Annotated in this window: 11 protein-coding genes and 1 other RNA gene; 6 read left to right on the top strand and 6 right to left on the bottom strand. The window is 39.7% G+C overall.

Annotated features, from left to right (window positions below; translation table 11 throughout):
- Positions 1-43 precede the first annotated feature (43 nt).
- Entirely contained in the window at positions 44-1,456 is a 1,413-nt protein-coding gene (locus C8P64_RS13920; RefSeq protein WP_108172684.1) for a TlpA family protein disulfide reductase, read from the top strand.
- A 53-nt stretch (positions 1,457-1,509) separates the two neighbouring features.
- Here the strand turns inward: C8P64_RS13920 and fsa are convergent, their stop codons facing one another.
- From fsa to ffs, 3 genes are all read right to left on the bottom strand, one after another.
- A complete protein-coding gene (gene fsa, locus C8P64_RS13915; protein ID WP_108172683.1) occupies positions 1,510-2,166 on the bottom strand; it encodes a fructose-6-phosphate aldolase in 657 nt (218 codons plus the stop codon).
- Positions 2,167-2,220: 54 nt separating this feature from the next.
- Positions 2,221-3,042 carry an SDR family oxidoreductase gene (locus C8P64_RS13910; protein ID WP_108172682.1) on the bottom strand — a complete coding sequence of 274 codons (822 nt, stop codon included), beginning with the start codon at positions 3,040-3,042 and terminating at the stop codon, positions 2,221-2,223.
- A 43-nt stretch (positions 3,043-3,085) separates the two neighbouring features.
- An RNA gene (ffs, locus tag C8P64_RS13905) (signal recognition particle sRNA small type) lies at positions 3,086-3,184 on the bottom strand.
- 87 nt (positions 3,185-3,271) lie between these two features.
- On the opposite strand from ffs, the gene C8P64_RS13900 reads away from it, so the two are divergent.
- From C8P64_RS13900 to C8P64_RS13890, 3 genes are all read left to right on the top strand, one after another.
- Positions 3,272-4,324: a glutaminyl-peptide cyclotransferase gene (locus C8P64_RS13900; RefSeq protein ID WP_170106673.1), complete on the top strand. Its 1,053-nt coding sequence runs from the start codon at positions 3,272-3,274 to the stop codon at positions 4,322-4,324.
- Positions 4,324-4,728, top strand: a complete 405-nt coding sequence (locus C8P64_RS13895; RefSeq protein ID WP_108172680.1) for an acyl-CoA thioesterase — start codon at positions 4,324-4,326, stop codon at positions 4,726-4,728. Before C8P64_RS13900 ends, C8P64_RS13895 begins: the two co-directional genes overlap by 1 nt.
- A 115-nt stretch (positions 4,729-4,843) precedes the next feature.
- On the top strand, positions 4,844-5,206 hold the full coding sequence (locus C8P64_RS13890) for a DoxX family protein (protein WP_108172679.1): 363 nt from the start codon (positions 4,844-4,846) through the stop codon (positions 5,204-5,206).
- 49 nt (positions 5,207-5,255) lie between these two features.
- On the opposite strand, the gene glyA is transcribed toward C8P64_RS13890, so the two are convergent.
- The gene (gene glyA, locus C8P64_RS13885; protein WP_108172678.1) at positions 5,256-6,530 is read right to left on the bottom strand and encodes a serine hydroxymethyltransferase; all 1,275 of its coding nucleotides are present in this window, start codon (positions 6,528-6,530) and stop codon (positions 5,256-5,258) included.
- Positions 6,531-6,639: 109 nt separating this feature from the next.
- Here glyA and fahA point away from each other — a divergent pair, with 109 nt between their 5' ends.
- Positions 6,640-7,929, top strand: coding sequence for a fumarylacetoacetase (gene fahA, locus C8P64_RS13880; protein WP_108172677.1), 1,290 nt, complete (start codon positions 6,640-6,642; stop codon positions 7,927-7,929).
- Between the two features lie 50 nt (positions 7,930-7,979).
- Here the strand turns inward: fahA and C8P64_RS13875 are convergent, their stop codons facing one another.
- Positions 7,980-8,372, bottom strand: coding sequence for a RidA family protein (locus C8P64_RS13875; RefSeq protein ID WP_108172676.1), 393 nt, complete (start codon positions 8,370-8,372; stop codon positions 7,980-7,982).
- 125 nt (positions 8,373-8,497) lie between these two features.
- Entirely contained in the window at positions 8,498-8,899 is a 402-nt protein-coding gene (gene ytxJ, locus C8P64_RS13870) for a bacillithiol system redox-active protein YtxJ (protein ID WP_108172675.1), read from the bottom strand.
- A 180-nt stretch (positions 8,900-9,079) separates the two neighbouring features.
- On the opposite strand from ytxJ, the gene clpB reads away from it, so the two are divergent.
- Complete coding sequence (gene clpB, locus C8P64_RS13865) at positions 9,080-11,686, top strand: ATP-dependent chaperone ClpB (protein ID WP_108172674.1); 2,607 nt, start codon at positions 9,080-9,082, stop codon at positions 11,684-11,686.
- Positions 11,687-11,714 lie beyond the last annotated feature (28 nt).

Genomic DNA, 11,714 nt, shown 5'->3' with positions numbered 1-11,714 from the left:
AAAATGAGGCTAACCGAAAAGTTTCATTCGCCCAATACCATTAATGAAGAATTATTATTTATTCTTATTATGCTGCATCCTTCTAGTAGCGGGTTGTAACGATGACTCGTCTACCGCAGATTCTGTGTTCATTGGCGGGCAGATCAACAATCCCGAAACAGATTATGTCGTAATATCAAAGGACAATAAAACTATTGATACCTTATTCCTCGACGAGAAAAATCAATTCGGCAAGGATTTTAAAAATCTTGAAAGCGGCATCTACACGTTCAAACATCCACCAGAAAGCCAGATCATGTATATGGAACCTGGGGACAGCATCGTTATCTGGCTAAACACCATGTCTTTTGACGAATCCCTTAACTTTAGCGGACAGGGTGCTGAAAAAAGCAACTTCCTTTTGGATATGTTCCTGAACAACCAGAGTAATAACGACCTTATACTTACCTATTACAAGATAGAGCCATCAGAATTCGCCAAGATCACCGATTCCATCAAAAATGAGAGGCTTAAAAATTTAGAAGAACTCAAGTCCAGAAATGAATTTTCAGATGAATTTCTAAAAACAGCCAGAGCGAGTATAGATTACGAGTATTACGACCTGAGGGAGCGATACACTTTTCTTATTAGAAAATACTATAACACCTTTGCTGAAAAGATACCGGAGAACTTCAACGAATATCGCCAGGAGATAGATTTTAATAATGAAGAACTTCAGGATTACTACGTCTACACGAATCTTATAGATGATTTCCTAAGGGCTAAATCTATCGAGGATTGCGCTGAAGATCACAACGATCATAAAGCGTGTTTTAATATGAACACTTTCAAGAACCTTGAAAGAAGAATTTTATTGATCGATTCCATCTCTGAAATTCAATCCCTGAAGAACGAATTCATAGACAGACTTGCCGCCCAGGCCATAACCATGGCTGAAGGAGAAACCAGGCTGGATTCTGTGATAGGGCTGCTTGAAAAAATTGATTATAGCGAAATTGAAAGTGCAAAAGAACTTGCAGACATACAGGAAACCTATTTCGTAGGCAACTCCATAAATGAATTAAGCGCCATAGATACCCAGGGCAATGAGATAAAATATGGAGATATTATAAGTAAACCGACTATTACCTACGCATGGTCCTTATATTCTCCTGCTCATCACAGATGGCAACACAAGATCATCGAAGAGCTAAAGCAGAAATATCCAGAATTAGATTTCCTGGGCGTTAATATAGATCTTAATGAAAGGGAAGAATGGTTGAGAACTATTGAAACATTCGGCTATGAAAAGGAAAATGAATTTCAGATCGCCAGGCGTAACACATCTAAGGAAACCTATAGAAAGTATTTAAATAAAATCTTCCTGGTAAACTCAAACGGAACTATCGTTAAGGGAGACATCCAATTCGGTAGCCCTGAATTTGAGCAGGAATTATTACAATTCCTTAATAAATAAAAAAGGCCGTCTTTCCAGACAGCCTTTCTCTTGAATCTTTATAATGTAAATTCTTACTGGTTACCTTTCTTGTAATCTGCAAGGAATTTCTCCAAACCTATATCTGTCAAAGGGTGATTCAATAAACCTTCGATAGAAGATAAAGGACCGGTCATCACATCTGCTCCAAGCTTAGCACACTCAAGTACATGCATGGTATGTCTTACAGAAGCTGCAAGAATTTCAGTTTCAAAACCGTAGTTATCATAGATCAATCTAATGTCTGCAATCAGGTTCAAACCATCTGTAGAAATATCATCAAGTCTTCCAATAAAAGGAGAAACATAAGTAGCCCCGGCCTTTGCAGCCAGAAGCGCCTGACCTGCTGAAAATACAAGCGTACAATTTGTCTTAATTCCTTTATCGCTAAAATACTTAAGAGCCTTCACTCCTTCTTTGATCATTGGAACTTTCACGATGATCTGGTCGTGTAATTCTGCAAGCTCTTCTCCCTCTCTTACGATTCCTTCAAAATCTGTCGCGATCACCTCTGCACTCACATCTCCGTCTACAAGTTCGCAGATCTTTCTATAGTGCTTAAATATATTATCCTTCCCAGTGATGCCCTCTTTGGCCATCAATGAAGGATTGGTAGTAACTCCATCCAGAACTCCAAGATCCTGTGCTTCTTTGATCTGGTCCAGGTTAGCAGTATCAATAAAAAATTTCATAGTTGTGTGTTATTTTGAATATTAATGAAATACGTATTTGCGATCGTAATAAAATTACAATTTATAATGCTTCATGAGCATTTTCTCATATACTTTATCGGGCAACAGACTCTTCAGTTTAACTGAAAATTTCTGAAGCCTCTCCCCTACTTTATAATGAACATTTGGGTCTTCAGTATTAATGATCTTAAAGATCTCTTTCGCCATTAGTTCTGGATCCTGCCCGGCATCAACATGCTTGTTCATTAGATCCAGAGTTTTACCATAAACCTCCTCATATGGAGAGCCTTTAGTTACCGGGGCATGATATCTTCCCGAAGCAATATTCGTAGCAAAATCACCCGGCGCAACATTGGTCATTCTAATACCGAATTGTTTCACTTCCATACGGTAAGCTTCAGTGGTGATCTCTAAAGCGCCTTTAGTAGCGGAATAAATTCCGCGGTAAGGCAAGCCCATATACCCGGCAATAGAAGTCACGTTGATTATCAATCCCGATCTTTGCTTGCGCATGATGGGTAAAATATGCCTGATCATTTTTAGCGGACCAAAATAATTGGTCTCAAAAGCCTTTTTGATCTCAATTTCTGGAGTCTCTTCTATAGGCCCGGTAATTCCAACGCCTGCGTTATTGATAAGGATATCGATCCTGCCCTCTTTTTCAAAAACCTGCTGAACCGCTTCTTTGATCGTTTCCTCCTGGGTAACATCTAATGCCACGAAATGGAAATCCTCATTAGAAGAATCTTTCGGCTTTCTGCTGGTGCCGTAAACAATAAAATCACGCTTGCTTAAATAGGTCGCAACAGATTTTCCGATACCGGAAGATGCGCCTGTTATGAGTACTACTTTTTTGGGAGATTTTCCTTTTTTCATATCGCACAAATATGCAATAATTTTAGGACTTGGTAGAAACAAAAAATGGCAAGCGACCCACATCACACCGCTACGACCGCCTACCCTTGCTGCGTTCCCGCCCTGGGGGATTCAGCAGGAGCTGGTTGTGTGGGACTTGCCGGTGCAAATATACAATCTTTGTAACTTTAGGCAAGCTTTTTTTAATGCGAATTAGTTAATTTAGCTCAGTATTCAAGCCTATTTTATGATGAACAAATTTAACTTACTGTTACTCTTTATTTTAAACTTTTTAATTTTTTCCTGCGGAAGTAATAATGGAAATAAAAAATCTGATTTTTCTCTTCAGATCAATGAAAATAAGTCTGAATTTAAGCTAAACGATGAATTAAAAGCTTCAATTCTGAATACAAAAAATAAAAGTATTGATTCTGTTTCTTTCTTCTTCAATGATCAATATTTGAACAGCTCAAAAGATGGTAATTTCAACCTGAACCTGGATAAAGTTCGTTTAGGAAATCAACTTCTAAAAGCGATCGTTTATTCTGAAGAATCTGCCGATACGCTTACCAGGTCGATACAAATCCTGAATACCAAGGCTCCCGTTCTATATACTTATGAAGTGATCAACTCCTACCCTCATGATATCACTTCGTATACACAGGGACTGGAATTTCATGGAGATACCTTATATGAAAGTATCGGGCAATACGGCAAATCAAAACTTCGCAAAGTAGATCTTGAATCTGGAGAGGTACTTAAAGAGATAGAATTAGATGAACAGTATTTTGCTGAAGGCATTACCATTTTAGGCGATAAACTTTACCAGCTAACCTGGCAGGAAGGCGAAGGCTTTATATACGACCTGGATAGCTTTGAAAAAACAGGAACTTTTGGCTACAACCAAAGTGAAGAAGGCTGGGGATTATGCAACAATGGTCAGAAGATCTTTAAAAGTGATGGCACCGAAAAGATCTGGATACTGGATCCTGAAACTTTAGCCGAGAAGAGCTATATCCAGCCAACAACCCATAAATCTGTTTCCACAAAATTCAATGAACTGGAATGGGTGAACGGTAAAATTTATGCCAATACTTACCAGAAAGATGGTGTAGCAATTATAAATCCAGAAAACGGGGCAATAGAAGGGATTATTAATTTCAGCGATCTGAGAAATAAAGTAACTCAACATAATAAACTGGACGTTTTAAACGGCATCGCTTACAATCCTGAAACCGATAAGCTATACGTTACCGGAAAGAACTGGGATAAGATCTTCGAGGTTAAAATCATGGAAAAATAATGGAATTAAACCCGGAGATCTATGAAAAACAACTCGTGGTTAAGAAAGAACATCTTGACAAACAAGAGCATGTAAATAACGTACAATATGTGCAGTGGGTTCAGGATGTGGCAGAAGAACACTGGGAAGCCAGGGCAACTGAAGAGCAGAAAGCAAAAGTTATCTGGGTTGTGGTAAAACACGAGATAAGCTATAAAAAAGAAGCCTTCCTGGATGATCAAATTTCCCTGCAAACCTATGTAGGAAAAGTTACTCATGTGACCTCTATAAGGCATGTAATCATAAAAAATGCAGATACAGGCAAAGTACTAACAGAAGCGAAGACTACCTGGTGCCTGTTAGATGCCGAAACCAAAAAACCAGTAAAAATATCCCAGGAGTTAAAATCTGTTTTCCTCCAATAACCCATAACATTCTGTAGCCCTAACCTTTATAATTACATTAGGAAACTATCATAATTTTTGTTTAATCTTTTTTATTAAACTTTAAACATCTATATATTGAGTAAAAATTCTAGTTATGGAAATACTCAAGATCATACTTCAACTTATTGTAGGATTAGGAATACTGAATGTCTGGTTCCTAAGGTTTAATAAAAAGACTGCTTACCGCGGCGGAAATGCCGGCAGTATGAAAGAAGAATTCAAAGCTTACGGACTTCCGGAAACCATGACCTATATCGTTGGCTTTATCAAGGTCACTCTAGCCATCATGCTTATTGCAGGAATCTGGATAGAAAGTTTGGTAGATCCGGCAGCTATCGGAATGGCAGTAATGATGCTGGGAGCTATCATCATGCACCTTAAGATCAGGGATAGTTTTAAACAAACCTTGCCAGCCTTGACCCTTCTTATCATTTGCGGAATTATTATCTGGCTATAAAAAAAGCCATTCCGAAGAATGGCTTAAAATATAATTTTAGAAGATCAGATTACATCTGAAAAAGCGGAAGTCCATGCATCATGGAATTCACTTCTTTTCTTACTGCTTCAATTTCAGTATCATTATCGATATTGGTGATCACGCGGTCTATAAGATCCACGATCTTCGCCATATCATTTTCTTTTAGTCCTCGGGTGGTAACAGCAGGAGTTCCAATTCTAATTCCTGAAGTTACAAAAGGAGATTTATCATCGAAAGGCACCATATTCTTGTTCACGGTGATATCTGCTTTTCCTAGAGCCTCCTCAGCATCTTTTCCGCTTACATCCTTATTCCTAAGATCGATCAGCATCATATGATTATCGGTTCCGCCAGAAATAACTCCGTAATTTTTATCTACGAATGCCTGAGCCAGTACCTTCGCGTTCTTTTTAACCTGGACCATATAGTGAAGAAATTCATCTGTCAAAGCTTCTCCAAATGCAACCGCCTTAGCCGCGATAATATGCTCTAGTGGTCCTCCCTGGTTACCAGGAAAAATACCTGAGTTGAGAAGGGCCGACATTTTCTTAAGATTTCCATTCTTCAGTTTCTCACCAAAAGGATTATCAAAATCTTTCCCCATGATGATGATCCCACCTCTTGGACCACGAAGGGTCTTGTGAGTCGTAGAAGTTACAATATGACAATGAGGAACTGGATCACTTATCAAACCTTTGGCGATTAGCCCGGCAGGATGTGCGATATCTGCCAGCAAAATAGCACCTACGCTATCGGCTATTTCCCTGAATCTTTTATAATCGATCTCCCTGGAATAAGCAGAAGCACCTGCGATGATCATTTTAGGCTTTTCTCTTTCTGCGATTTCGGCTACAGCATCATAATCTATAAGACCGGTTTTCTTATCTACTCCGTAGAAAGAAGGACTGTATAATTTTCCTGAAAAATTTACCGGTGATCCATGGGTAAGATGCCCACCATGAGCAAGGTCAAAACCAAGGAATTTATCGCCCGGCTTCATACAGGCATGAAAAACTGCTGTATTTGCCTGTGAACCGGAGTGAGGTTGCACGTTGGCATATTCAGCGTTGAATAATTCTTTTAGACGGTCTATAGCAAGTTGTTCTACCTTATCTACTACCTCGCATCCACCATAATATCGTTTCCCGGGGTAGCCTTCAGCATACTTGTTTGTAAGCACAGATCCGGCAGCTTCAAGTACCGCATCACTCACAAAATTTTCACTTGCAATAAGTTCCAAACCATTTAACTGGCGCTCTTTTTCTTCAGCTATTAAATCAAATACTTGGGTGTCTCGTTGCATTACAATCTTTTACGTTAAATATTCGGTAAAAGTAACAAATACATTCGGTTAATTACAGGAAAATAATATATTTGAGTCAATTAGATTTTAACAAAAAACCAACATTTTTATGCCAATTACCGCTAACGATCCAAAAAGAAAAACCTGGCTGGATATTCCTGGCGATACCGATTTCCCTATTCAGAATATTCCCTTCGGAGTATTTTTAACCCGTGATGATGTTATCACCATTGGTACAAGAATTGGCGATTACGCGATAGACCTTGGAGCCTTGCATCAATTGGGTTATTTTGAAGGGATCCCACTAACCGACGATATATTTTTACAGGATACTTTAAACGATTTTATATCTGACGGTAAGAAAACCTGGCGCCTGGTGAGAAACCGGATCGCCGATATTTTCGATGCCAATAATCCAAAATTAAAGGATAATCAAAACCATAGAAACACTGTTCTTTTCACCCTGGATGAGATAGAAATGCAAATGCCTGTTCAGGTAGGAGATTATACAGATTTTTATTCCTCTAAAGAACATGCGACCAACATTGGAACCATGTTCAGAGATCCAGATAATGCGCTGTTACCAAACTGGCTGCATATCCCGGTAGGTTACCATGGTAGAAGTTCTTCTATCATTCCTAGCGGAATACCGGTTCACCGTCCACAAGGGCAAACCAAACCGGCAGATTCAGAAGTTCCAGTATTTGGGCCATCTCAAAGAGTTGATTTTGAGCTGGAAATGGCTTTTATCACCACAGATGCAAACCATTTAGGTGAGCCAATCCCGGTAGATGAAGCTGAAGAATATATTTTTGGAATGGTGCTTTTCAATGACTGGAGTGCCCGTGATATTCAAAAATGGGAATATGTGCCACTAGGGCCATTCCTGGCCAAGAATTTCGCGTCTTCTATTTCTCCATGGATCGTAACTATGGATGCCCTGGAGCCTTTTAGAACCGCCAGTCCAAAACCAGAAAAAGAATTACTCCCTTATTTAAAATATAGCGGAGATAAGAGTTTTGATATCAACCTGGAAGTTTTCCTTCAGCCTGAAGGCGGTGAAGAGAATTCACTTTCAAAATCGAACTTCAAATATCTTTACTGGAATATGAGTCAGCAGCTAGCACACCATACGGTGAATGGTTGCCCGGTAAATTCTGGAGACATGATGGCTTCGGGAACGATCTCCGGATCTTCTGAAGATTCATTCGGATCTATGCTAGAGCTTACCTGGAGCGGAAGCAAACCTTTAAAATTGAAAGACGGGTCTGAACGTAAATTCATTGAAGATAATGACACCGTGATCATGAGAGGATATTGCCAGAACGGTAATTCCAGAATTGGTTTTGGTGAAGTAAGATCCAAGTTACTTCCGGTATACCAACCAAAGAAGAAATAACAAATTCAATTATAAAATAGAAAAGCCCCTGCAAAATGCGGGGGCTTTTTTTATTCAGCCTGGGCGATACATTTAATTTCTATCATCAGCTCGGGCATTACAAGAGACTTTACCTCAACAAGAGTATTAGCTACCTCCGGAAATTTGCCGTAATGCTTATGCCTTACCTCGAATAGCTCATCGATATTTTCCATGGTATGCTGCACATTGGTAACGAACCAGGTTTCATCGACAATATTATCCATGGAAAGGTTGAATTTTTCAAGCAGCTCTGCGATATTATGATAGGCTCTGTCTACCTGTGCCTTCATATCGTTCTCACCTATAAGGTTACCTTCATCATCGAGGCTAACCTGTCCTGAGATATAAATATTATTACCTGCTTTTACTGCTTCAGCGATATAATCCTGAAACGCGCCCGATCGCTCTATTTGCTTCTTCATATTTTTAAGTTTGAATTTTAAAAATAGAGATACCAATTGATAATCAACAGGTTAAAGCATCGATTAAGCCACTATTGTCAAAAAATACGGGTAAATACTTATGAAGTACTCCTAAAGTAAAAAGCCTAGGCTACAAATTCAGCTAATTTATTTGCTGAAATTTCCTGATGTGAAGAATGGTGCACCACTTCCCTGTTCTGCAAAACGATAAGTTGCGGACTTTCATGTCTCACGCTAAAACGATCTGCGATCTCATTAGAAATATCCCTGTGACTTATGAGATCCAGAAAATAAAGCTTCAGCGGTTTGCTGTCATCAAGATCGTAATCTGCCTCAAACATTCTAAGTACCATTTTACTTACACCGCATCTGGTAGAATGCTTTAAAATAGCCACCGTATGATCTTCTGAATTCTTCTCAATTTCATCTAACTGATCCATGGAATTAAGATCTATCCAGGGCGTTGACTTCTTTTCTACTTTCTCTTCCTTCTTTTCTGAATTGAACATTTTATCAAATAATCCCATAACATTCTTTTTCGCAAAAGTAAATCTAAGTAAATTTAATAGAGAAAAATAAAGGATAAATTTTGATGGTTTCTCTGCAAACTGCCGTTTTGTCTTGATATTCTTCAGGAGTATGCGTCATTTTGACATTTATTTTTAATGGTACACCTCTTGACATATGAATTTTAAAAAACAGAAATAATGAACTTTAATAATTTTACCATAAAATCACAAGAGGCTATCCAGCAGGCGCAGCAGCTTGCTCAGGAAATGGGCCATCAGCAAATTGAGAACGAACACATTTTTAAAGCCATTACTATGGTAGACGAAAATGTGACTCCATTCTTGCTGAAAAAACTGAACATTAACGTAAACCTATTTAACCAGATCCTGGATAAGAGTCTGGAAAGCTTTCCGAAAGTTAGTGGTGGAGACATCATGCTTTCCCGTGAAGCCAGCAAAACAGTGAACGAAGCTTCTTCCATCGCAAAGAAAATGGAAGATGAATATGTATCTATTGAGCATTTGATCTTGGCGATATTTAAATCTTCAAGTAAAGTAGCTCAGATAATGAAAGATCAGGGAGCTACAGAAAAAGGCCTTAAAGCAGCAATTGCTGAATTACGCCAGGGAGACAGGGTAACTTCTCAAAGCGCAGAGGAAACTTATAATTCTCTGGACAAATACGCACGTAACCTGAACCAGTTAGCCGAAGAAGGAAAATTAGATCCGGTAATTGGTAGAGATGAAGAGATCAGGAGAATTCTGCAGATCCTTTCCCGTAGAACCAAGAACAACCCGATGCTGGTTGGGGAACCGGGTACCGGTAAGACTGCGATCGCAGAAGGTTTGGCTCACCGTATCGTTGACGGAGATGTGCCTGAAAACCTAAAAGACAAAAGGATCTACTCCCTTGATATGGGAGCGCTTATCGCGGGGGCGAAATACAAAGGTGAATTCGAGGAAAGGTTAAAGGCCGTAATCAAGGAAGTAACATCCAGTGACGGTAACATTGTGCTATTTATTGACGAGATCCATACCCTGGTTGGTGCCGGAGGTGGACAAGGAGCCATGGATGCTGCAAACATCCTGAAACCTGCGCTTGCCCGAGGCGAATTAAGAGCCATAGGTGCAACCACTCTAGATGAGTACCAGAAGTATTTTGAAAAAGACAAAGCTCTTGAGCGTCGTTTCCAGAAAGTGACGGTTGAGGAACCTGATACCGAAAGTGCGATCTCTATTTTAAGAGGGATCAAGGAAAAATATGAGACTCACCACAAAGTGAGGATCAAAGATGAGGCGATCATTGCCGCGGTAGAGTTATCGCAGCGATACATCACAAACCGTTTCCTTCCAGACAAGGCTATTGACCTTATGGACGAAGCTGCTTCAAAACTGCGTATGGAGATAAACTCCAAGCCAGAAGAACTGGATGTACTGGATCGTAAGATCATGCAATTAGAGATCGAGATAGAAGCGATAAAAAGGGAAAAGGATGAAGCCAAACTTAAGTCTTTACGAGCAGACCTGGCTAATCTTAAGGAAGAAAGAAACGATCTGCATGCTCGTTGGATGAGCGAAAAAGAGATCGTGGATAATATTCAGAATTTAAAATCTGAAATTGAGGATTACAGGCTGGAAGCTGAAAGAGCTGAACGTGAAGGAGATTACGGTAAGGTCGCAGAGATACGTTACGGTAAGATCAAGGAAGCCCAGGAAAGACTGGAGAAGCTACAGGAAAAGGTAGCCGAAAATCAGAATGAGAAATCACTGATCCAGGAAGAGGTTACCAATGAAGATATCGCTGAAGTTGTTGCTAAATGGACAGGTATCCCTGTAACCAAAATGCTACAAAGTGACCGTGAAAAACTTTTAAGACTTGAGCAGGACCTGCACAAACGTGTGGTTGGCCAGGATGAAGCGATCATCGCGGTAAGTGATGCGGTAAGAAGAAGCCGGGCCGGACTGCAGGACCAGAAAAGACCGGTTGGATCCTTCCTGTTTCTTGGTACCACCGGGGTTGGTAAAACCGAATTAGCCAAGGCTCTGGCCGAATACCTGTTCGATGACGAGGCAGCAATGACCAGGATCGATATGAGTGAATACCAGGAAAGGCATGCGGTGAGCAGACTGGTAGGTGCACCTCCGGGATATATTGGATATGATGAAGGTGGTCAGTTAACCGAAGCAGTAAGAAGAAAACCATATTCGGTTATCCTGCTTGATGAGATCGAGAAGGCACATCCGGATACGTTCAATATCCTGTTGCAGGTACTAGATGAAGGTAGACTTACTGATAATAAAGGTCGTCTGGCAGATTTCAAGAACACGATCATTATCATGACCTCGAATATGGGAAGTCATATCATCCAGGAGAAATTTGAAAATGTCAAGGATCTTGATACAGCCATGGAAGCTGCCAAGACTGAAGTTCTTGGATTATTAAAACAAAGTGTAAGACCTGAATTTATAAACAGGATAGACGACATCGTGATGTTTAGTCCGCTTACACAAAAGGACATCAAAGAGATCGTAGGTCTGCAGTTGAAAGGAGTGAAAAAGATGCTGGCAAAACAGCATATCGTTCTGGATGCTACTGAAGAGGCTATCGAATATCTGGCAGTAAAAGGTTTTGATCCACAATTTGGTGCAAGGCCGGTAAAAAGGGTGGTTCAGCGAGAAGTTCTGAATAAACTTTCCAAAGAGATCCTTGCCGGAAAAATTCATACAGACAGTATCATTTTACTGGATGAGTTCAATGATGAATTGGTTTTCAGGAACCAGGAAGAACTTGCAAAAAACGATTAATCAAATATTAGTTTTCAAAATAAAAAAG

This window comes from Christiangramia gaetbulicola (genome assembly GCF_003054225.1).
GTDB classification, from domain to species: Bacteria; Bacteroidota; Bacteroidia; order Flavobacteriales; family Flavobacteriaceae; genus Christiangramia; species Christiangramia gaetbulicola.
The sequence above is the reverse complement of the archived record's forward strand: the minus strand, read 5'-3'. Positions and strand labels throughout refer to the sequence as shown.

Bases quoted from the DNA above. Each gene is read 5' to 3' on its own strand.
- C8P64_RS13910 (WP_108172682.1), bottom strand. From the start codon at position 3,042: ATGAAAAAAGGAAAATCTCCCAAAAAAGTAGTACTCATAACAGGCGCA.
- C8P64_RS13900 (WP_170106673.1), top strand. From the start codon at position 3,272: ATGAACAAATTTAACTTACTGTTACTCTTTATTTTAAACTTTTTAATT.
- C8P64_RS13875 (WP_108172676.1), bottom strand. From the start codon at position 8,372: ATGAAGAAGCAAATAGAGCGATCGGGCGCGTTTCAGGATTATATCGCT.
- C8P64_RS13920 (WP_108172684.1), top strand. From the start codon at position 44: ATGAAGAATTATTATTTATTCTTATTATGCTGCATCCTTCTAGTAGCG.
- fsa (WP_108172683.1), bottom strand. From the start codon at position 2,166: ATGAAATTTTTTATTGATACTGCTAACCTGGACCAGATCAAAGAAGCA.
- C8P64_RS13890 (WP_108172679.1), top strand. From the start codon at position 4,844: ATGGAAATACTCAAGATCATACTTCAACTTATTGTAGGATTAGGAATA.
- clpB (WP_108172674.1), top strand. From the start codon at position 9,080: ATGAACTTTAATAATTTTACCATAAAATCACAAGAGGCTATCCAGCAG.
- fahA (WP_108172677.1), top strand. From the start codon at position 6,640: ATGCCAATTACCGCTAACGATCCAAAAAGAAAAACCTGGCTGGATATT.
- glyA (WP_108172678.1), bottom strand. From the start codon at position 6,530: ATGCAACGAGACACCCAAGTATTTGATTTAATAGCTGAAGAAAAAGAG.
- C8P64_RS13895 (WP_108172680.1), top strand. From the start codon at position 4,324: ATGGAATTAAACCCGGAGATCTATGAAAAACAACTCGTGGTTAAGAAA.
- ytxJ (WP_108172675.1), bottom strand. From the start codon at position 8,899: ATGGGATTATTTGATAAAATGTTCAATTCAGAAAAGAAGGAAGAGAAA.